Raw genomic sequence first — 20,253 nt, 5'->3', positions numbered from 1 at the left:
TGGCGCGGCCACTCGTACTCCCCTCCCGTTACGTGTTGTTGCGCGCAACAGGGTGGCACACGTGTACGCCGAACGTGGTGCCGGTCAGCTCTTCTTGTCGGCCCCGGCGGACGCGGAAGCGCTGGGCGAGGCGGACTGGGAGGGCTTGCCGGAGGCCGGGGCGGACGGCTTCCCGGACGGCTTCTGCGACGGCGAGGCGGACGCGCCGCCACTCGAACTCGGCGCCTGACCACGGCCGTTGGCGGCGGAGACGAAGGCGATGGCCTCCTTGGCGGCCTTCTCGGCCTTCTTCGTCAGGTCGTCGGCGTTCGGGGTCTTCTCGCCCGCGAGACCCGCGCCGTTGTAGTCGAGCGTGACGACAACATTCTGGACACGGGCGACCACCGTCTGCTGCTTGAAGGCGCCTTCCTTCTTCTTCAGGTCGTAGCGCACCACCGTCGCCTCGTCGCCCGTGCCGGTCAGCGGCTGCGACTTGGTGTTCTTCGCGTCCGAGACGTGCTGGGCGTCGGTGAGCTGCTGGGTGTAGTACGAGTGGGCCTGCTCGTTGCCGCTGCCCCGGGCCGCGTCGGAGTCGAAGCGCAGCAGGGAGACGCTCAGCCAGCGGAACTGCGAGCCCTTGACGCCGTTGTCGGCCAGGCTGGTCCACGAGCAGGACGAGCGGGCGGTGTTGTCGTCGGTCTTGCCCTGCTTGCCGGACTTGCTCTTCGGCACCAGCTCGCCCAGCGTCTTCTTGGTCAGCGCCGCGCAGGGCTCGGGAAGCTTCTGGTACGCGGCCGGAGCGACCGTCGGGGTGGTGTCCGACGAGGACGCGCCCGCCGTGTCACCGCCCGCGCTCTGCTGGGCGGCCGGGGTTTCCTTGTTCGCGGAGTCGCCGGAGTCCGACGAGCATCCCGCGGTGATGAGCACCGCGGGCACCGCGGCCGCGCACACCAGAACGCGGCTCAGGCGCCCGGCTCGATGGTGGGCACGGTCGTCTCGCTGTACGGCTCGCTGCATGGTTCCTTCACTCATGACGCTCGGTGTTCGTGCGGGTTCCTGCCAGGTCACCGTACGCGGTGAAGGAGACGTGTGTTTCCGGTTCGCGCGGTGCGCGGAGTGACGCCGGGGGCGGTCGAGGGGACGTCAGCCGTTGAGTTTGTCGGCCAGTTGAGAGGCCAGATCCCGGGCCCTGTCCTGCATTTCCTTGCTGTCCGGAACAGCTCCGACGACCATCGGCTGCTCCTCGTACTCGAGGGTGACGACGACGTTGGACGTGCGGAACACCACAGTCACGGTGCGCGGTTCGGCCGTCGAACCGGAGGTGGCGAGCTGGTCGTCGAGGTACGCCTCGTCGCCGAGGTCGGGGAGGGTGCGGGGGCGCAGATCGACGGCGTCGGTCTCGGTGTCCGAGGGGTCCGGGCTCGCGCCGGGGCTGGTGCCGGCGCTCGCGGCGGGGGTCGGGCTCGCCTTGCCGCTGGGGCTGCCGGAAGGAGCGGCGGGTTCGCCGCCCGGGGCGCCGGGGACAGGCAGATGGGCGGCCTTCTCCATGTCCTGGAACAGCGTGCGGGCCTCGCTGTCGTCGCTGACCGCGTTGTCGAAGGACACCACGCGCTCGAAGTCCACCGAGAGGCGGTCGGTCGCGGTGGTGGACTCGACCTTCCAGTGGCAGCCCACCTTGCGGTCGGTGTCGTAGGTCAGCTCGGGCACGCCCCGGTACGCCTTGTCGCGCTGGTCGGGGTCGGTGATCTGGCGGACGCCGGGCAACAGCGAGGCGAGGGTCTCGCGGCCGACGGCACCGCAGGGTTCGGGCAGGGTGCGGTACTTGCCGGGCTGGGCGGCGACGGTGGCCGCGCCCGCGTCACCCGGGTTGGCGTCGTCGGTGGGACTCGCTCCGTCCGAGCCGCTCGTGCAGCCTGTCAGCAGCGCCGCGAGAAGGGCGGCGGTACCGATGACGTAGGCCTTCCGCTGCACGGTCGGGCTCCTCTCGACGGGGATGCGGATCCGGCGGTGTGCGCGCCGGTGTTCCAGTGTCCCCGCTGGTTATTCGCTTGCCGCGGCGGGGCGCCTGCTGGACACAATGTGTATCGCACGCACCACCGCGGACGCCGGTCCCCTGTCCCATTTCGCTGACCATGGCGCCGCTTTTGCGTTCTGCGATTTTTGAGACTTTTGCCGCCCTGGGGGAACGAGGAAGCCATGTCGTACGTCGAGATACCGGGTGCCCGGGTACCGGTCCGCATGTGGGCCGACCCCGCCACCGTCGAGGACGGCGCGCTGCGCCAGCTCCAGAACGTCGCCACGCTCCCCTGGATCCACGGCCTCGCCGTCATGCCGGACGTCCACTACGGCAAGGGCGCGACGGTCGGCTCGGTCATCGCCATGCGGGACGCGGTGTGTCCGGCGGCGGTGGGGGTGGACATCGGGTGCGGGATGTCGGCGGTGAAGACGTCACTGACGGCGAACGACCTGCCGGGGGATCTGTCGCGGCTGCGGTCGCGGATCGAGCAGGTGATTCCGGTGGGGCGGGGGATGCACGACGACCCTGTCGAGCCCGGGCAGTTCCACGGTCTGGCCACGGCCGGCTGGGCGGAGTTCTGGGGCCGCTTCGACGGGGTCGCCGGAGCGGTCAAGTTCCGTGAGGAGCGTGCCCACAAGCAGATGGGAACGCTCGGCAGCGGCAACCACATGATCGAAGTCTGTCTCGACCAGTCGGACTCGGTCTGGCTCATGCTCCATTCCGGCTCCCGCAACATCGGCAAGGAACTGGCCGAACACCACATCGGTGTCGCGCAGAAGCTTCCGCACAACCAGGGCCTGGTGGACCGCGACCTGGCCGTCTTCGTCTCCGACACCCCGCAGATGGCGGCCTACCGCAACGACCTGTTCTGGGCGCAGGAGTACGCCAAGTACAACCGCACGCTGATGATGGCCCTCCTGAAGGACGTCATCCGCAGGGAGTTCAAGAAGGCGAAGCCGCTCTTCGAGCCGGAGATCTCCTGCCACCACAACTACGTGGCGGAGGAGCGGTACGAGGGCGTGGACCTGCTGGTGACCCGTAAGGGCGCGATCCGGGCCGGTTCCGGCGAGTTCGGCATCATCCCCGGCTCCATGGGGACGAGTTCGTACATCGTCAAGGGCCTCGGCAACGAGAAGGCCTTCAACTCCGCCTCCCACGGCGCCGGTCGGCGGATGAGCCGCAGCGCCGCCAAGCGCCACTTCACGGTCAAGGACCTGCAGGACCAGACCCAGGGCGTGGAGTGCCGCAAGGACTCCGGCGTCCTGGACGAGATCCCCGGTGCCTACAAGAACATCGACCAGGTGATGGAGCAGCAGCGCGACCTGGTGGAAGTGGTGGCGAAGCTCAAGCAGTTCGTCTGTGTGAAGGGCTGAGCCGTTCAGTCGGCGCCGGGCGGCGGCACTTGGCCGGTGCGCAGGCGCCAGAGCCGCAGATGGCAGCTCTGCGCCGTCCGGCCGAGCGCGTCGGCGGCAGCCTTCGACGAGTCGAGGCTCAACAGGATCCGGTCCTCGTCCGCACTCCAGCGACGGGGTGCGGAGGCGGCCCGCATACCGGCGGGCCGTACCCATGCGGCGAGCGAATCGGCGGCCACGCGCTTGCGCTCCAGCGCCAGGCAGTCCGGGTAGTACAGCCGGGCTGCCAGGCGCTGTGCCGGTTCCTTGACGTAGAGGACGTTGTAGATACCGTCCCGCGCGTTGCGCCGGACACTCCGCTCGGTTCCCGTCACTTCGGCGGCGTATTCGCACACGTAGGCCGTGATGGCCGTACTGGCCGAGGCCAGCGCGACGAACAGATCGCCTTTGCCGGTGAAGCCGACCGAGCCGTCGGCGTCGACGAGACCTCGCACGTAGTCGGTTCCTGAGAACTCGACGCCCGGCGGAGCGATCGTGTGCGATTTACGGCCGCAGGGCAGGCCGAGTTCGCTGATCCTGGTTCGCGCTTCCAGAGCACAGAGGGCCCAGATGGCCGAGGTGTGCGTCTCGGCGAAATTGGTTGACCGGGTGCGTTCGGTGATGCTGCTGTTGTACGGCGTCAGGCGCTGGAACGCGCGCAGAACGTCGCTGTCGCGAGCGCTCAGTTCGACGGTCAGGCGCCCCTTCTGTCCGGTGCCCTTCGAGAGGTGTCCGTCCGCCTGTAGGAATCCGAACATGTACGCGTACTCGGGAACCGTGAGGTCCATGAACCGATGGGCCCCGGGCCCGGGTTCAGCCATGAGGAAACCTCCCCTTGCCGACTGTCGCCTTGCTCGTGCGCTGCGAGCCTAGGACGCCGGTTCGGCCGGCGATCGGCTGATCGAAGAGATTCCCTCATGCGAGTGAGCAGGGGCGGAGCGACCCCCGCCCTCACTTCGCGTGCCGTACCGCGTAGATCATCACGAACGCGATCACGTGGATGCCGAAGAGGAAGTACGCCAGGAAGTACCAGACCTGGCGTTCGTCCTTGGTCTCCTGGGCGAGGCGGCGTTGTTCGGCGGTTTTGTCGGGGTCGGGCATCACAGCTCCCGGTGGACCTTGGTGTTGGAGGCCTGGGCGCGGGGGCGCAGGACCAGGAGGTCGACGTTGACGTGGCTGGGGCGGGTGACGGCCCAGGTGATCGTCTCGGCCACGTCGTCGGCGGTGAGGGGGGCGGCGACGCCCTCGTAGACCTTGGCGGCCCTGGCCGCGTCGCCGTCGAAGCGGGTCAGGGCGAACTCGTCCGTCTTCACCATGCCGGGGGCGATCTCCACGACCCGGACCGGCTTGCCGACGATCTCCAGGCGCAGGGTCTCGGCGAGGACGTGCTCGCCGTGCTTGGCGGCGACATAGCCCGCGCCGCCCTCGTACGTGCCGAGTCCGGCGGTGGAGGAGACGACGACCACCACGCCGTCGCCGCTCGCCTCCAGCTTGGGCAGCAGGGCCTGGGTGACGTTGAGGGTGCCGATGACATTCGTCTCGTACATCGTGCGCCAGTGCTCCGGGTCGCCCGTGGCCACCGGGTCCGCGCCGAGCGCGCCACCCGCGTTGTTGACCAGCACGCCGATCGTGCGGAACGCCGACGCGAACTCGTCCACCGCCGCGCGGTCCGTCACGTCCAGCGGGTACGCCGTCGCCGCGCCGCCCGCCGCGTTGATCTCCTCCGCGAGCGCCTCGATCCGGTCCTTGCGGCGCGCGGTGAGGACGACCCGGTACCCGGCCTCGGCGAGGCCGCGGGCGGTGGCCGCGCCGATCCCACTGCTCGCGCCCGTGACGACGGCGATACGGGCGGCGGCGGACGGGGCTGCGGGGGCCATGGGCTGCTCCTGGGGCGTGCTGGGAAACGGGCGCTGCCGTCCCAGCGTAGGCGAGCGCCGGTGGCCCGCTCCCCGGTGGTCGCGCGTCTCGGTGGCCCGCTCCCCGGTGGGCGCCTCTCGGTCCCCGTTCCTCAGCCGCCGTTCCTCGGCGCCCACATGATCAGCGCCATCCCCGCCAGGCACACCAGCGCGCCCGCGATGTCCCACCGGTCGGGGCGGTAGCCGTCCGCGACCACGCCCCACAGGATCGACCCCGCCACGAAGATCCCGCCGTACGCGGCCAGGATGCGGCCGAAGTGGGCGTCCGGCTGGAAGGTGGCGACGAAGCCGTACGCGCCGAGGGCCAGTACCCCGCCCGCCATCCACAGCCAGCCGCGGTGCTCGCGTACGCCCTGCCAGACCAGCCACGCGCCGCCGATCTCGAAGAGCGCGGCGACGACGAAGAGGGCGGCGGAGCGGAGGATCAGCATGGGGGAAGGGTGTCATGGCCCCGGCCGCCGTCCGCACGGGGGCGTCCAGGGCGCGTTCACCTGATGGACGGCGCCTGGCCTGCCGTTTCCGTGGCATACATCCCCTGGGCCCCGGCACGGACCGCGTGCCGCGGCCCCTCGGTACGGCATCGGCCTGGGAGTGGTGAGCGGCATGGGCGTGCGGGCGAGGACGTGGGTGCTGCTGGGTGCGTGCGTGGGTGCCGTGATGGGGGCGGGAGGACCCGCGGGCGCGGTGTCGGCCGCGACCCCACGCGCCGATCTCTCCTTCCACGGGCATGCCGCACTCGCGCGCGACCGGGTCGAGGTGCGGCTCACCCCGCGTGACGCCGGTCCCTCCGCCGTGAAGGACGCGAGTGTGCGGCTGCGGTGGTCGGTGGCGCTGGCCGAGCGGCAGGAGCTGCCCGCCGCGTGTGCGCGTACCGGGGAGCGGACCGTGGTGTGCGGCACCGGCGCGCTGGCCGTCGGACGGGCCGGCCGCACCCTCCTGCTCACCGTCGGCCTGCGCCGGGCGGCCTCGGAGGTCACCCTGGAGGTGGAGCCCGCCTGGAACGGCGGCGTGAGCGACCCGGACCGCTCGAACGACCGCCTGAAGGTGCTGGTCCTGGACACGGGGGACGCGTACGCGTTCTGAGCGGACGCGCCTCTCCGGCCCCCGAGGGGCCGCCGCCGATGTACAGGAGGTCCTCATGGCCGGGAACCGCACCGCCCGGGCCGGGCTGCTGGCGGAGCTGGAGCAGGTGTCCCGGCGGTACATCGCCGCGTACGCCCTGTTCAGCCAGGCCGTCGCCGACCGGATCGGGCTGCACCCCACCGACCTCCAGTGCCTGAACCTGCTCACCCTGGAGCCGGAGCCGGTCACCACCGGCCGGGTGGCGGAGCTGACCGGGCTCACCACCGGCTCCGCGACCCGCCTGGTGGACCGGCTCGAACGGGCCGGGTACGTCGTACGGGGCCGGGACGAGGCCGATCGGCGCCGGGTGCTCGTGGTGCCCGTACCGGAGCGGATCGGGGAGTTCCGGCGGGTGTGGGAGGCGCTGTCCGGCGACTGGTACCGGATCTTCGACGAGCTGGACGACGCCGAACTGGCCGTGATCGTGCGGCACATGGAACGCACGGTGGAGTTCTCCGGAGAGCAGGCCGCCCGGCTGCGCGAGGACCGCGCACCGGAGGAACGGAAGGCGCCGGCGGGGCCTGGTGAGGGGCGTCAGCGCGACATCAGCGAGGCGTCAGCGAAACGTGAGGCCGAGGGCGGAGAGTAAGGGATGTCAGCAGGTCGGGGCGGGTTTCACCCGCTTTCCGGTCACTCTCAGCGCCATGCTCCGGGGGGAATTCCCATGCGTACGTTCCACCGCTCCACCGCTCTCGCCGCCGCCGGTACCGCCGTCCTCGCCCTGGCCCTGACCGCGTGCGGCGGCTCCGACACCGGTGCGAAGGACGCGGGCGCCGCCAAGCCCGACGCCCCGGCGGTCTCGGCGCAGCCCTCGAAGGACGCCGCCGCCCCGGCCGGTTCCACCACCGGCGGGACCTCGGCGAACTCCGGCGGCACGTCGGGCAGCGGCTCCTCGTCGTCCGGCGGCACGACCGGCGGTACGTCCGGCGGCGGCACGGCCGGTACGACGTCCGGCAGCGGCGGCGCCAAGCAGACCGGCGCCAAGAGCGGTGGCGGGAACGACACCGACAGCTACGCCTACACCCACGCCTGCTCGGGCGGCCAGGTTACGGTGCGGGTGACCACGCGCACCGCCTCCCAGCGGGTGATCGAGGTGCGCAACACCGGCTCGTCGGCCTGCGGGCTGAGCTACTACCCCGCCGTCGACCTCGGCTCCTCCACCTCGGCGGACCAGAGCCGCAACATCAAGCCGCTGGTCCCCGGCGGCCTCGGCGGCCCGCCGGCGTACGCGCTCCGCGCGGGCCGCACCGCCTACGCGGTGATAGACCTCAACCCGAGCGGTGCGACCACCGGCACGGTGCCCGGCATCGACGAGATGAACGTCCTCGCGAACGGCGTCGACATGCCCGCCGCCGAGACCAGGAACTTCCCGCTGGGCTCCGGCGCGAAGGTCCTCAAGCCGAAGCTGGGCCTGTACTGCGAGACGGTCTCGGAGGCGGTCGCCTCGATGAAGCTGGCGGACTCGCAGTCCTGAACCACCCGCCCCGTCACCGGGCCCGCCGGAGCCGTCACGGTCTCCGGCGGGCCCGCCGACGGTGAGATCCCGGTAACGCCGACGGTGAGATCCCGGTAAAAAGGGCGACCGTGGATCACCGGGCCCGGCCGAACGGCCGCGCGCCTTGGCAGACTGGTCGGGTGCCCCAGACTGTGCTCCTCGCCGAAGACGACCGCGCCATCCGCCATGCCCTCGAGCGCGCCCTCACCCTGGAGGGCTACGCGGTGACGGCGGTCGCCGACGGGGTCGAGGCACTGGCGCAGGCCCACCGCACCCCGCCGGACGTGCTGCTGCTCGACGTGATGATGCCCGGCATCGACGGACTCCAGGTCTGCCGGGTGCTGCGCGCCGAGGGCGACCGCACCCCGATCCTCATGCTGACCGCGCTGGTGGAGACCGCCGACCGCATCGCGGGCCTGGACGCGGGCGCCGACGACTACGTGGTCAAGCCGTTCGACGTGGAGGAGGTCTTCGCCCGGCTGCGCGCGCTGCTGCGCCGTACCACCCCCGCCAAGGTGATCCCGGCCCCCGCCGTGAGCCCGGAGGACCGGCCGGTGGTCGCCGAGCGCCACCAGGTGGGCGCCGCCGGACTGCGCATGGACCTCCAGGCCCGCCGCTGCTGGCGCGGTGTGCGCGAGCTGGAGCTGACCCGCACCGAGTTCGAGCTGCTCGAACTGCTGGTGCGCAACGCGGGCATCGTCCTGGACCACGCCACGATCTACGACCGCATCTGGGGCTACGACTTCGGCCCCGGCTCCAAGAACCTCGCCGTCTACGTCGGCTATCTGCGCCGCAAGCTGGACGAGCCGGACGCCCCGCAGCTGATCCACACCGTGCGCGGTGTGGGGTACGTGCTGCGGGAGGAGTAGTGGGCCGTCCCTGGCGGGTGCCGGGCCGGTCCCGGGCCGGCCGGACCAAGCTGGTCTCGCTGCGCACCACCTTCGCGGTGTCCTTCGCCGCGGTCACCGCCGCCGTCACGATCCTGGTCGGCATCCTGTCGTACGGCTCGGCGGCCCGGCTGGTCCGGGTGGACCAGCAGTCGGTGTTCACGCAGGTCGTGCGGGACGTACGGGCCGAGGTCCGGCAGCACGACATGACCCCGGACGACTTCTCCTCCTCCCGTCCCGGGCACGACGTGGTGCGGCCCGCGCGGACCGACGTGCAGGTGCTGGGCGCGCGCGGGGAGATCGTTGACCACGGTAGTCCGGTGCTGCCGGTGACCGCCGCCGACCGTGCGGCCGCCGGGGCGCGGGCGGCGGGGAGGCTGGCCGAGCACAAGGACGTACGGGTCGGCGAGGACCTGTTCCGGGTCGCCACCGTCTCGCTGGGCGGCGGCAAGGGCGCGGTGCAGGTGGCGCAGGAGTTCAGCGACACCGAGGACCTGCTGCGCACGCTCCAGCAGCGGACGCTGATCCTGATGGCGGCGGTCGTGGTGGGGGCGGGGCTGTTCGGCTGGTGGCTGGCGCGCCGGATCACCCGGCGCCTGGTGGTGCTCACGGCGGCCGCCGAGGACGTGGCCCGTACCCGGCGGCTCGGCATCGAGGTGCCGGTCGCCGGTCTCGACGAGGTCGGGCGGCTCGGCCGCGCCTTCGACCGGATGCTCGGCCGGCTCGCCCAGTCCGAGGAGGACCAGCGGCGCCTGGTCCAGGACGCGGGGCACGAGCTGCGCACGCCGCTGACCTCGCTGCGTACGAACATCTCGTTGCTCAAGCGGCTCGACGAGCTGCCGCCCGCCGCGCGCGAGGAGCTGGTCGCGGACCTCGGGCAGGAGGCCCGCGAGCTGACCGACCTGGTGAACGAGCTGGTCGACCTCGCCGCCGGGCAGTCGGACTCCGAGCCGCCGCAGCGGGTGGACGTGGCCGACATCGCGGAGGACGTGGTGGGGCTCGCGGTGCGCCGTACCGGCCGGGAGATCGTGCTGCGGGCCGGCGGCGACACCCGGACCGAGGGGCGCCCCGGGATGCTTCAGCGAGCCGTGTCGAACCTGGTCGAGAACGCGGCCAAGTTCGACCGGGACGGCAGGGCGCCGATCGAGGTGCGGGTCACCGGTCCCGCCCGCGCGGGCATGGTGCGCGTCGAGGTCCGGGACCGGGGGCCCGGTGTCGCCGAGGGCGACCTCCTGCGCATCTTCGACCGCTTCTACCGCGCCGCCGACGCGCGCTCCCTGCCGGGCTCCGGCCTCGGCCTGTCCATCGTCCGCGAGGTGGCGCTGGCGCACGGGGGAGCGCCGTTCGCCTACCGGCGCGAGGGCGGCGGGGCGGTCATCGGGTTCACGGTGGGGGGCGGCGCGGCGCGGCCGGGCGATCCCGGGGGCGCGGCCGGGGGCGGATGACCGGGGGTACCCCTGGGGACCCGGTCGACCCGGTCGCCACGATCGACCTGTCGGCCCGGTTGACCGGGTTGTCAGCCCCCGCCGGGGTTGTCCCGGCGGGACGTGGCGAGGGTCCAGGCCAGGTTGCCCGCCGCCGCTCCGGCCGCGACCGCCGCGACGATCACGCCGCCGGTCGCCAGTCCGTCGCTGAACAGATGGGGGCGCCGGTCGAGGCTGTGCAGGCCGAAGCCGCACAGCTCGTACACCCCGACGGCGGCGACGACGAGGCTGCCGATCAGCAGGGTCAGCGTGGGGGTGAGGTCGCGCAGGTCGATGCCCGCCGCCGTACCCGGCGCCGCCGGTCCCGTGTGCGGTCGCGTCTGCTGCATGTCTCCCCTGGTGGACTGGATGGACTGGCTGGTCGCCGAAGGCGGATGGAAACCCACGGTATGGAGGACGGACCCGGGGCGGGTCCGGTGCCACGCGCACCGGCGACGTGCGTCACTGGTCGGGGTGACGCCCGCGGCAGCCGGCCGGGGCCGGTGACGCGGCCTTTCCATGATGACCGAGATCGCCGGCACCTCCGTACGGGGCGCGCGGACGGCCCCGTACGGGCGCGCCCCCTTACGCCTCCTGGCCGTGCTTGACCCTGCCCCCGGGGGCAGGGTTTAGCGTGCCGTGACATGAGCGGCGGGAAGAGCGGTGCGGACGATACGGCGACGGGCGCGGACGATACGGCGGTCGGTCCCGTCGGTTCCGTCGGCCCCATCGGTCCGGCCGGTGCGGCCGGGATGCGGATCGGGGAGCTGGCCCGCCGGGCCGGGACCACGGTCAAGGCGGTCCGCTACTACGAGTCCCTGGGCCTGGTCACCCCGTCCCGCCGCCCGAACGGATACCGCAGCTACGACGCGGCCGACCTGCGGCTGGTCCGCGAGATCCGGGCGCTCAAACGCCTCGGCATCCCCGCCGAGCGCACCCGCCCCTTCCTGGACTGCCTGACGGCGGGACGGAACCACGCGGAGTGCCCGGCGTCCCTGGCGGGATACCGCGAGGCGATCGACGAACTGGCCGTGCGGATCGAGGAGTTGACGGCCAGGAAGGCTCTGCTGGCCGCACGCCTGGAGGCGGCCGCGCGACCCCTGCCGAAGGAGACCCAAGCGGTGAACGACGACCACCTCACCCTGCCCGCCGACCTGCCCGTCCCCCCGGACGACGGCGCCGCCGATCACCTCCCCGGCTCCCGGATGCCGTCGCTCGCCCTGCCGGACACGGCGGACGGCACGGTCCGGCTCGACGGTCTCGGCCCCGGCCGCACGGTGATCTACGTCTATCCCCTCACCGGCCGCCCCGGCACGGACCTCCCCGAGGGCTGGAACTCCATCCCCGGCGCCCGGGGCTGCACCGTGGAGTCGTGCGGCTTCCGCGACCACTTCGAGGACCTGCGGGAGGCGGGCGCGGAGCGGGTGTACGGGCTCTCCAGCCAGGACACCCGCTATCAGCGCGAGGTCGTGGAGCGGCTCCGGCTGCCCTTCCCGATGCTCTCCGACCCCGGCTTCGCCCTCGCCGGGGCGCTGGGCCTGCCGACGTTCGAGGCAGCGGGGACGCGTCTGTACAAGCGGCTGACGCTGATCGTCCGCGCCGGGGTGGTCGAGCACGCCTTCTATCCGGTCTTCCCGCCCGGCGAGCACGCGGGGCGGGTGCTGGAGTGGCTGCGCGAGCGGCCGGTGCCCGTGGCGTAGCGGCCGCGTGGGTGCCGGGTGCCGGGTGCCCGGTGTCAGTGGCGCAGTGCCGTCGCCACCGTTGCCTGGATGTCGCCGGTCAGCTTGCGGTGGCTGCGGGCCGTGGCCTGGCGGGTGGAGCCCGCGTTCACGTTGTCGATGGTCACGACGACGGTGTCCAGCAGGTTGCCGTTCTTGTCGTCGAAGTTGACCTGGACCACGAAGGACTTCCGGGAGTCGGTGGTGTTCTTCGCGGTCACCGCGACATTCGCCCGGCCGTCCGCGTCGGTGGTGATCCCGCCCAGCGTCACCGCGCTCTTGGCGTTCACGCCGCCCTTGACCTGGTCCAGCTTGCGCCTGGCCTCCGCCGTGGCCGAGGCCAGCGAGTCGGACGCGCGGGAGGCGAGGGAGGAGGCCGCGGAGGCCGCCTTGCTCGCGCTGTCGGACGGGGTGCTCGACCCGTCCGAGCACCCGGCCGACGCCAGCCCGAGCGCCACCGCCACCACGGCCCCGGCCGTTCCTCTTATCCAGTAGCCCGCCATGTTCCGCCTCCATGCCTCGCCGACGATCACCGCTCCCAGTCAAGGGGCGCGCGTCCGACCCCGCACGCCGGGTGGGACGCCTGTGCGACCGGTCCACCCGAACGGGTCAGCGGAGCTGCCCGGCGCGGCCGCCGCCCGCGTCGGCGTCGCGGTGATCCCGCGTTACGGCCGAACAGCCCACCGCCGCTCGCGTGTGTCCACCGCACGGGTTCTGCTGCTCACAGGTGCCCGTCCGGCCGGGCCGCGGTGGAGTCGGAGCGGAGGAGTGCGGGCATGGCGCAGGAGCAGCCGTCGGGACGGAAGGACCGGGAGCAGCCGTCGGGACGGAAGGACCGGGAGCAGCCGTCGGAGCGGGAGGACTGGGACGCGTTGCGGGCCCGGGTGGCGGCGCTGGAGGAGCAGCGGCCCCGGCGGCCGCGGCGGCACCTCGGGCGGGCCGTCGTCGCCTTCGTGCTGATCGTGCTCGGCTGTCTGCTGGCCCCGCTCGGAGTGGTCGCCGCCTGGACCGCCGACCTCGCGGACGACACCGACCGGTACGTCGCCACCGTCGCCCCGCTGGCCCGCGACCCCGCCGTGCAGGACGCCGTGGCGAACCGGGTCACCAACGCGCTGATGGACCGGCTGGACATTCCGAAGCTGCTGGACAAGGTGGCGCCGAAGGACCGGCCGCTCGTCGACAAGGCGATCGGCGGCATCGGCAGCTCGCTCCAGGGGGCGGTGAGCAGCTTCGTGAACGACAAGACGCGGGAGATCGTCGCGTCCGACTGGTTCGCCACGTTCTGGACCAACGCCAACCGGCAGATCCACACCAGTGTCGACAAGGCGCTCACCGGCAGCGGGGGCGGCGCGGTCCAGCTCCAGGGCGACAAGGTGCAGATCGACCTCGCCCCCGTCATCGAGCAGGTCAAGAAGCGGCTGGTCGACGCGGGGCTCGGCCTCGCGGGCAAGATCCCCGTCGTGCACACCAGCTTCACCGTCCTCCAGGCGGAGGAGGTGGGCAAGCTCAAGACGTACTTCCGGCTGCTCGAACTGGCCGGGCTCTGGGTGCCCGTCATCGCCGCCGTCCTGCTGATCGCCGGTGTGCTGACCGCCGTACGGCACCGCAGGGCGCTCGTCGCCGCCGCGCTCGGCTTCGCCTTCACCGCCCTGCTGCTCGGCCTCGGCCTGACCGTTTTCCGGGTGATCTACCTGGACGCGCTGCCCGCCGACGTGTCCCAGCCCGCCGCCGAGGCCGTCTACGACACGCTCACCCGGTTCCTGCGCACCGCCGTACGGGCCGTGATCACGCTCGGCGTGGTCGTCGCCCTCGCGGCCTGGCTCTCCGGACCCGGCCGGTACGCGCGCGGCGCCCGGCAGCTGTGGCACGCGGGCATCCTCGCCGTACGCGGCCAGGCCGACCGGTTCGGGATGCGCACCGGCCCGGTCGGGCCGTTCGTGCACCGCTACCGGCGCTGGATCGAGTGGCTGCTGGTGGCGGGGGCGGTCGTGGCGTACGTCCTCTGGGACCACCCGACCGGGTGGGTGGTGGTCGGGCTCGCGCTCGCGCTGCTGTTCGCGCTGGCGGTGGTGGACTTCCTGGCGGAGGACCCGGCCGCAGAGAAGCCGGGTGGGGAGGTCAGGGGGCCGGAGGGCCGTCCGGCCGACGGTCCTGCGGACGACCGCCGTCCCGCGGAGGGGACGCCGGGCTCTCCCCGCGGCCCTTGAGCGACTCCGTCCCCAGCCACCGGCTCAGCGGCGGCTCCTGCGCCAGCACCGCCCCGATCGTCACCGCGAAGGTGATCGCCGCGCTGAGCACGATCAGCCAGGACAGCAGGGCCAGCACCAGGCCGAGGGAACCGTACTCGCGCAGGGAGCGGTTGAGGGCCTGCGGCATGTAGATCCGCGCGGTCAGGCTGAGCGCGGTCGACGCGGCCGAGGCGAGCAGCGCGCCCGGCAGCAGCGCGATCCACGGCACCCGCCCGGCGAGCAGCAGCCGCTGGGTCCACAGCCACACGAACGTGCCGACCAGGAAGAGCAGCGGCGTGCCGAGCCACAGCCCGACACCGAAGCCGTCGCGCACCGGCGCCTGGAAGAGGATCACCAGCACCAGCACGAGCAGCCACACCACCCACCGCCAGGCGGCGATCCGCGTACCGGCCTTGGGCAGCCGCCACGCCCGCTCGCACACCCGCGCCATCGCCCGGCTGAAACTGGTGGCCGAGGCCAGCGTCACCACCAGGCCGATGATCCCGCTGGTCTCCCGCGACTCGGGGTCGGCGGACTCGTTCAGCACCTGGTCCAGTTGCTGACTGGAACCCCCCGTCAGCCCGAACACGGCCCGCAACGAGTCCTGCAGTTGCTTCCGCATCCACTCGGGTGCGAACGCGGCGAACGCGAACAGCAGCGGTACGGTCGCCAGGAACGCCTGCGCGGCGAGCCGGGTGGCCGCGTCCAGCAGGTTGGCGGAGAGCAGCCGACTGGTCAGTTCGGTGATGACGGGGAAGCGCCGTTCGGCCTCCGCGCGCAGCCGCTCCAGCCGCGCCTTCCACGCCATACCGCCTCCCGACCCGCACGGCCCACAGAAACCCAGTCAACGGGGCGGTCGGCCGGGGCGGCGAGCGGTGCGCGTCCGATCGGGCGTGCGGGGGGCCATACCCGGCGCCGACCCGTACGGCGTACGCCCGCTCGTGCGCGCGGGGGCGGGCGGCGAGGCTGGCAGGGGCCGTGTCCGCGCGCGGGCCGCCGTACGGTCCGCAGCCCGAGGGAGCACGAGATGGCGTTCAGCAGCGACGGCAGCCGACCCGCCGAGCCCGCCATCGCCGAGGCCAACGCGGAGGTCGTACGACGGCTGCCGTTCGGGAACACCCGGGACCTCGCGGACGCGCGGCGCGGCTTCATGGGCACCGCCCGGGAGAACCTGATCAAGGACGCCGACGGGCGCACGGTGTGGGACCTGGACGCCTACGGCTTCCTGGACCAGGAGTGCCCGCCCACCGCCAACCCCAATCGCGGCGCCTGCTCAGTCCCCCCGCCCCTGATCCCACCGGAACCGCCGCACCGCCACCACCGCCCCCGCCACTCCCCACGCCGCCAGCACCCCGTAATCCCCCCAGGGAAGGCCCGTGTGGCCCGGGGTGAAGGCGTGGAGGAGGGCGTCGTTGAAGGGCTTCACCGGGAGGGCGGACGCGAGGGTGTTCAGCGCGTGGGAGTGGATCGGCATGTAGGTGCCGGAGACGAACACCAGTGGGAACAGGACGAGTTGGACCACCGCCGGGGCCGCCTCCGCGTTGCGGATCAGGGCGGCGACCGCGACGCCGAGGGCGCAGAAGGCGGCCGCGCCGAGGAGGAGGCCGGCCGCGAGGGCGGGCCAGTGGGCGGGAGTGGGGAGGGGAACGCCGTAGAGGGTGCCGACGGCGGTGATCAGCAGTACGTCGACCAGGCTGACCAGGACGCAGTGCGCCAGCAGGCCGACGAAGTACACCGAGGCGGGCAGGGGAGTGGCGCGGACCCGTTTCAGCACGCCGCTCTGCCGCCGCATCGCGAGCACGATCGCCAACTGGCTGTAGCAGGCGCCGAGTACGGACAGCGCGGCGATCGTGGGGACGTAGTACTGGAGCGCGGAGCGGCCGTAGTAGAACTCGGTCGGGCCGATGCCGCCGAACAGGCCGCCGAAGACCGCCATCACCACGACCGGGAACACGAAGGTGAAGAACGCGCTCTGCGGATTGCGCCAGAACGACAGCTGCTCGTACCGGATTTGGTGCCACGTCATGCTCGGGCTCATCCCGCGCTCCTCTCCCGTACGTCCGCCGTCGTCGGGGACGTCAGACGCAGATAGACCTCTTCCAGGCTCGGCCGGTCCACCGTCAGAGCGGTGAGGACGGTGCCGTGGCGCAGCGCCCAGCCGGTGAGGAGGTGCAGGGTCTCGGTGGGTTCGGCGGACTCGACGGTGAGGAGGCCGTCGTCGCCGTTCACGGCGTCAACAGGCAGGTCCGCAAGGGTGGTTCCGGGCGGTGGCGCGAAGCGGATGCGGGTGGTCGCGGTGTCGCGGCCGCCCAGGGTCTCCGGGGTGCCCTCGGCCACGATCCGCCCGTCGGCGATCACCGCGACCCGGTCGGCGAGGCGCTGGGCCTCCTCCATGTAGTGCGTGGTGAGGAGGACGGTGGTGCCCGTGTCGCGCAGGTCCCGGATCAACTGCCAGGCATTGCGGCGGGCGTTGGGGTCGAAGCCGGTCGTCGGCTCGTCCAGGAAGAGCAGCCCGGGGTCGCCGATCACCCCCAACGCCAGGTCCAGGCGCCGTTTCTGGCCGCCGGAGAGCGCCCGCACCTTCTGCCGCTCCAGCCCGCCGAGCCCGACCAGGCCGATGACCTCGTCGACGTCGCGCGGCGCGGGGTAGTAGCCCGCGTTGCGGGCGACCGTCTCGCGGACGGTGAGGTACGGCTCGACCGCGACGTCCTGCAGCACCAGCCCGATCCGCTCGCGCAGCGCCCGCCCGGTCGCCTTCTCGCCCGGGTCGAGCCCGAGCACCTCGACCCGCCCCGCGTCCCGGTCCCGGAACCCCTCCAGGATCTCCATGGTGGTCGTCTTGCCCGCGCCATTGCGCCCGAGCAGCGCGAAGATCTCCCCGTGCGCGACGGTGAATCCCACCCCGCGCACCGCGTGCACGTCGCCGTACCGCTTGTGCAGCCCCTCCACCACGACCGCGTCGCTCATCCCCGCACGCACCGCGCCTCCAGCGTCAGGTCGAGACGCCGCCCGGTCATCCCCGGCGAGGCCGTCACCCCGAACTCGGTGCGGTCGACCTGGAGCGTGGCCCGTACGGTGAAGTCGTCCGCCCGCACGTCGAGTCGTACGACCGACAGCCGCACCGGCCGGGAGACCCCGCGCACGGTCAGTGTGCCGGAGACCGAGGCCGCGTCCACCTCCTCGGAGACGAACGTGATCAGCGGGTGCGCGGCGGTGTCGAGGAACCTCGCCGACCGTACGGCGCCGTCCCGCTGCGCGTTGCCGCTGCGGAAGCTCGCCGCGTCGGCCTCCGCGCTGATTCGCGAGCCGGGGAGCGGGTCGGCCACGTCGACGCTGCCGCCGCGCAGCGCGAACGTGCCCCGCACCGGCAGCAGTCCGAAGACGTGCGTCGTCCTGAAGGAGAGCGTCGAGCCGTCCGGGTCGATCGTGTAGCGGCCGGGGCGGGGAGTCGTCGTGGTGTCGCCTGTCGCGTCCATGCGTCCATTGCACGACGGGGGCGGGTGGCGCGGAAGGGGGGAACGGCCTTATCCAGGGCCTGTGTTGGGGTGTGCGACGTCCGACTTTCGGGGTACGTCTCCCGCACCCTGGAAAAACTGGGCTGCGCGAACCGGACCCAGGCGGGGCTGCCGGCGCATGACGCGGGGCTGACGGACTGACGGGTTCTCTCACCTGACGGCGCCTTGTCGGCCAAGGGAGGCGCCACCTCTTCGAATTCCTCGCAGGGAACGAGATTCGGCCAAAGTGCTCAAGATACTCATGAGTTGGGCGCATTGTCGCGTTTGTGATCTGGTGCTTTGTTCGCCGCGCAGTCAGGATGCCCGCCGTGCTGAGAACGGGGGCGGACAGTGGGGTTCGGGTGGGGATCGCGTGTCCGGGCGCGGGTTGGAGAAGAGCTGTCCGACGGGCCCGAAGTGCCGGCCCAGGCCGGTCCTCCGACCATTGAGGACCAGCGGTCCGACGCAGTGGACCCGACGTCGTCGGAAGTGACCGGGTTGCTGTGCCAGGCCGTGTATGAGCGTCCTGACCGGATCGGGGCCGTCAAGGCGTGGTGGCGCACGGTACGCGGCAAAGGCGGCAACGCGGACAAGCCGCGGCGCAGCACGCGTCGGCGCATCTACCTGGAGGGCAGCGACGACTGTCCTCCCCTGGGCGAGCCGATGGCGCGATGGGTGATGGACCACGTTCTGCACGGGCCGCCGCTGGCTGTCCCGTCGTACGGGTTCGACTTGGTTCCTGTGGTGGCCCACAGCCTCCGCGCGAGAAGGGGCTGGTGGGCGAGGAGGCTTGGTGTGCTGCTGGTGGCCGCGGTCCTGGCCTGGCTGGCGCCACGAGCCGGCGCGGTGTGGGGCGTTGCAGTTCTCGTGGCTCTGCTGGCGCGGTGGGCCGCACTGCGGGCATCGAGAAAGATGAAGAAGTCACGGCTGGCCGCCTCTCCCCGGTCGGCGTACTTCGTGCTCTGCGTGCCGTGGGTGCTTGCGGTGGTGCCTTATGAGCCGACCGGTGCCGAGGTGGTAGGTCTGCGGGTCGGCTTGGTCGTCCTGCCATTCGCGCTCTTGACGGGAGCGGCGCTGGTGCATGCCGGTGACCGGTTGGCGGCTCGCGCGGCCATGAGGGGAATCACCCGCGAGGGAGTGTCGTCGGGCAGATTGCCCTGGATGGGTCCGAGAGCGGGGCGCCGGACGGCGAAGCTCGGCCGAGAACAGACGTGGCTGGAGCTGCCGTACGACCATCCGGAACGCTTCGTCGGTGCTGGACGCGATGTCTGGGGCGTCGCCGACCTCGGCATTCCGCTCGTACCCAAGGACCCGGAGACGTCGGTCAAGTTCGGGGAGGACGAACTGCTGGGGCGAATGGGCGCCGCCCTGAGAGAACTCGGAAACGAAGCGCACGAGATCACCGAACCACTGCGCGACCTGACCGCGACGAAGGTCAAGGGGCTTCCCGCCGCCTTGTGGCTGCGACACACTCGCGTGGCGAAGCTGGAGCTGCCGGATCTGCGTGGCCGTCGGTCGCCGTCGAGTGTCCCCGATCGACTGTACTTGCGTGCTCAGTGTGTGAGCTGGGACGGACAGGTCGTGGTGAGCGTCTTCGTGCACGCCGCGCTGGAGGCGGGAGAACTGCGCCTGACCGTACGGCCGCACGTGATGACGCCCCTGTACAACGAACTGCGGGCGACCGCTGCTCCGGTCGCCAAGCGCGGAGTCCGCCTGCTCGGCTGGATCGCTGTCCAAGCGCTGCTGGACGCCTTGTCGGGGCCGCTCGGGCTCTGGCGGACCGTGACCCGGCTCGCCCTCGGAGAGCCGGGTGAGGGCGGCCGGGCAGAGGAGAAGGACCCGGTCAGCCTGCGGGACCGATACTCCACGGAGGAGATCACCGACATGCACCAGAGCGACGACGCTAAACGGCACGTCGTGCTGATGCAGACCTGCGTTTTCCGCACCGTGTCCGAGTATCTCGATGAACTGGGCGTCGACACCGCTCCGTACGAGCGTCAGGTGGCCTCCGTGATCACCAACATCCAGGTGTACGGCGACAACAACGCCCCCATTCAGAACGTCGCGGGCAGCGACATCCGCGGTGTGGGCCAGAGCAACGGAACTCCAGGAGGGAATCGATGATCGTGGGACGTGGCCGTCGCGAGGAAGAACCGCCGGGACATGGATCGGGCGTGCATGTGGGCGGCAACAACAATGCCCCCATCCAGAACGTCGTAGGTCGGGACATCTCCCACGTGCGCCAGCACGCATCCGTCCAGGGGGCCGTCGACATCGAGACCGTGCGCGGACTCCTCACGTCCTTCCGGACTGACCTCGACCGCAACGAGGGAACCCTGGACCACGTGGTCGTGGTAGCCCTGCGTGCGATGAGCGACACGATCGACGCATCCCTGTCCGCCCCCGATCCCCAGGCATGCGCAGGTGCGCTTCGGGGAGTCGTTCAGGCGTTGCCCCAACTGGTCGTGGGAAGCGTGGTCGAGCAGGGCGGTGAAGCACTCGTCCATGCCCTTGCCGGCTGGCTGAGCTGAGGCGCCACGTGC

At 72.0% G+C, this 20,253-nt stretch carries 22 protein-coding genes; 10 read left to right on the top strand and 12 right to left on the bottom strand.

The features are described 5' to 3' along the window. Positions 1 to 84: 84 nt before the first annotated feature. Positions 85 to 1,011 (bottom strand): DUF3558 domain-containing protein, encoded by a 927-nt coding sequence (locus tag AB0E91_RS08705; RefSeq protein ID WP_361777170.1) that lies wholly within the window; start codon positions 1,009 to 1,011, stop codon positions 85 to 87. A 111-nt stretch (positions 1,012 to 1,122) separates the two neighbouring features. Beyond that, positions 1,123 to 1,950 carry a DUF3558 domain-containing protein gene (locus AB0E91_RS08700; RefSeq protein ID WP_361777167.1) on the bottom strand — a complete coding sequence of 276 codons (828 nt, stop codon included), beginning with the start codon at positions 1,948 to 1,950 and terminating at the stop codon, positions 1,123 to 1,125. A 225-nt stretch (positions 1,951 to 2,175) separates the two neighbouring features. Between AB0E91_RS08700 and AB0E91_RS08695 the strand changes: the two genes are divergently transcribed. Continuing rightward, positions 2,176 to 3,369, top strand: coding sequence for an RtcB family protein (locus AB0E91_RS08695; protein ID WP_361777164.1), 1,194 nt, complete (start codon positions 2,176 to 2,178; stop codon positions 3,367 to 3,369). Between the two features lie 5 nt (positions 3,370 to 3,374). Here the strand turns inward: AB0E91_RS08695 and AB0E91_RS08690 are convergent, their stop codons facing one another. The 4 genes from AB0E91_RS08690 to AB0E91_RS08675 form a co-directional block, all read right to left on the bottom strand. Beyond that, complete coding sequence (locus AB0E91_RS08690; RefSeq protein ID WP_361777161.1) at positions 3,375 to 4,175, bottom strand: hypothetical protein; 801 nt, start codon at positions 4,173 to 4,175, stop codon at positions 3,375 to 3,377. Positions 4,176 to 4,338: 163 nt separating this feature from the next. Continuing rightward, complete coding sequence (locus AB0E91_RS08685) at positions 4,339 to 4,488, bottom strand: hypothetical protein (RefSeq protein ID WP_361777158.1); 150 nt, start codon at positions 4,486 to 4,488, stop codon at positions 4,339 to 4,341. Beyond that, positions 4,488 to 5,264: an SDR family NAD(P)-dependent oxidoreductase gene (locus AB0E91_RS08680; protein ID WP_161180958.1), complete on the bottom strand. Its 777-nt coding sequence runs from the start codon at positions 5,262 to 5,264 to the stop codon at positions 4,488 to 4,490. Before AB0E91_RS08680 ends, AB0E91_RS08685 begins: the two co-directional genes overlap by 1 nt. Before the next feature lie 131 nt (positions 5,265 to 5,395). Beyond that, entirely contained in the window at positions 5,396 to 5,734 is a 339-nt protein-coding gene (locus AB0E91_RS08675) for a YnfA family protein (protein WP_018543752.1), read from the bottom strand. Positions 5,735 to 5,906: 172 nt separating this feature from the next. Here AB0E91_RS08675 and AB0E91_RS08670 point away from each other — a divergent pair, with 172 nt between their 5' ends. From AB0E91_RS08670 to AB0E91_RS08650, 5 genes are all read left to right on the top strand, one after another. Beyond that, entirely contained in the window at positions 5,907 to 6,386 is a 480-nt protein-coding gene (locus tag AB0E91_RS08670; protein WP_361777154.1) for a hypothetical protein, read from the top strand. Between the two features lie 55 nt (positions 6,387 to 6,441). Beyond that, positions 6,442 to 7,014, top strand: a complete 573-nt coding sequence (locus AB0E91_RS08665) for a MarR family winged helix-turn-helix transcriptional regulator (RefSeq protein ID WP_361777151.1) — start codon at positions 6,442 to 6,444, stop codon at positions 7,012 to 7,014. Between the two features lie 75 nt (positions 7,015 to 7,089). Next, entirely contained in the window at positions 7,090 to 7,899 is an 810-nt protein-coding gene (locus tag AB0E91_RS08660) for a DUF4232 domain-containing protein (RefSeq protein WP_361777148.1), read from the top strand. A 161-nt stretch (positions 7,900 to 8,060) separates the two neighbouring features. Continuing rightward, positions 8,061 to 8,789 carry a response regulator transcription factor gene (locus tag AB0E91_RS08655; protein ID WP_361777145.1) on the top strand — a complete coding sequence of 243 codons (729 nt, stop codon included), beginning with the start codon at positions 8,061 to 8,063 and terminating at the stop codon, positions 8,787 to 8,789. Beyond that, complete coding sequence (locus tag AB0E91_RS08650; RefSeq protein ID WP_361777142.1) at positions 8,789 to 10,252, top strand: HAMP domain-containing sensor histidine kinase; 1,464 nt, start codon at positions 8,789 to 8,791, stop codon at positions 10,250 to 10,252. The genes AB0E91_RS08655 and AB0E91_RS08650 overlap by 1 nt, the downstream gene beginning before the upstream one ends. Before the next feature lie 71 nt (positions 10,253 to 10,323). Here AB0E91_RS08650 and AB0E91_RS08645 read toward each other — a convergent pair whose 3' ends face one another. Next, positions 10,324 to 10,620, bottom strand: a complete 297-nt coding sequence (locus AB0E91_RS08645) for a hypothetical protein (protein ID WP_361777139.1) — start codon at positions 10,618 to 10,620, stop codon at positions 10,324 to 10,326. A gap of 294 nt (positions 10,621 to 10,914) precedes the next feature. Between AB0E91_RS08645 and AB0E91_RS08640 the strand changes: the two genes are divergently transcribed. Then, positions 10,915 to 11,970 (top strand): MerR family transcriptional regulator, encoded by a 1,056-nt coding sequence (locus AB0E91_RS08640; RefSeq protein WP_361777136.1) that lies wholly within the window; start codon positions 10,915 to 10,917, stop codon positions 11,968 to 11,970. Positions 11,971 to 12,005: 35 nt separating this feature from the next. Here the strand turns inward: AB0E91_RS08640 and AB0E91_RS08635 are convergent, their stop codons facing one another. Next, complete coding sequence (locus AB0E91_RS08635; RefSeq protein WP_361777133.1) at positions 12,006 to 12,491, bottom strand: hypothetical protein; 486 nt, start codon at positions 12,489 to 12,491, stop codon at positions 12,006 to 12,008. Between the two features lie 273 nt (positions 12,492 to 12,764). Here AB0E91_RS08635 and AB0E91_RS08630 point away from each other — a divergent pair, with 273 nt between their 5' ends. Continuing rightward, positions 12,765 to 14,195, top strand: a complete 1,431-nt coding sequence (locus tag AB0E91_RS08630; RefSeq protein ID WP_361777130.1) for a hypothetical protein — start codon at positions 12,765 to 12,767, stop codon at positions 14,193 to 14,195. Here the strand turns inward: AB0E91_RS08630 and AB0E91_RS08625 are convergent. The 4 genes from AB0E91_RS08625 to AB0E91_RS08610 all read right to left on the bottom strand — a co-directional run bounded on the left by AB0E91_RS08625 (position 14,107) and on the right by AB0E91_RS08610 (position 17,692). Next, positions 14,107 to 15,024: a YhjD/YihY/BrkB family envelope integrity protein gene (locus tag AB0E91_RS08625; protein WP_361777127.1), complete on the bottom strand. Its 918-nt coding sequence runs from the start codon at positions 15,022 to 15,024 to the stop codon at positions 14,107 to 14,109. The genes AB0E91_RS08630 and AB0E91_RS08625 overlap by 89 nt on opposite strands. Before the next feature lie 465 nt (positions 15,025 to 15,489). After that, complete coding sequence (locus AB0E91_RS08620; RefSeq protein WP_361777124.1) at positions 15,490 to 16,254, bottom strand: ABC transporter permease; 765 nt, start codon at positions 16,252 to 16,254, stop codon at positions 15,490 to 15,492. Continuing rightward, on the bottom strand, positions 16,251 to 17,183 hold the full coding sequence (locus tag AB0E91_RS08615) for an ABC transporter ATP-binding protein (protein ID WP_361777121.1): 933 nt from the start codon (positions 17,181 to 17,183) through the stop codon (positions 16,251 to 16,253). Before AB0E91_RS08615 ends, AB0E91_RS08620 begins: the two co-directional genes overlap by 4 nt. Continuing rightward, complete coding sequence (locus AB0E91_RS08610) at positions 17,180 to 17,692, bottom strand: YceI family protein (RefSeq protein WP_361777117.1); 513 nt, start codon at positions 17,690 to 17,692, stop codon at positions 17,180 to 17,182. Before AB0E91_RS08610 ends, AB0E91_RS08615 begins: the two co-directional genes overlap by 4 nt. Before the next feature lie 486 nt (positions 17,693 to 18,178). Here AB0E91_RS08610 and AB0E91_RS08605 point away from each other — a divergent pair, with 486 nt between their 5' ends. Beyond that, positions 18,179 to 19,834 carry a hypothetical protein gene (locus AB0E91_RS08605; protein ID WP_361777114.1) on the top strand — a complete coding sequence of 552 codons (1,656 nt, stop codon included), beginning with the start codon at positions 18,179 to 18,181 and terminating at the stop codon, positions 19,832 to 19,834. After that, positions 19,831 to 20,241, top strand: a complete 411-nt coding sequence (locus AB0E91_RS08600) for a hypothetical protein (RefSeq protein ID WP_361777111.1) — start codon at positions 19,831 to 19,833, stop codon at positions 20,239 to 20,241. Before AB0E91_RS08605 ends, AB0E91_RS08600 begins: the two co-directional genes overlap by 4 nt. Positions 20,242 to 20,253: the final 12 nt, after the last annotated feature.

It is taken from the genome of Streptomyces sp. NPDC026659, assembly GCF_040638245.1.
In the GTDB taxonomy this organism is placed as follows: domain Bacteria; phylum Actinomycetota; class Actinomycetes; order Streptomycetales; family Streptomycetaceae; genus Streptomyces.
The sequence above is the reverse complement of the archived record's forward strand: the minus strand, read 5'-3'. Positions and strand labels throughout refer to the sequence as shown.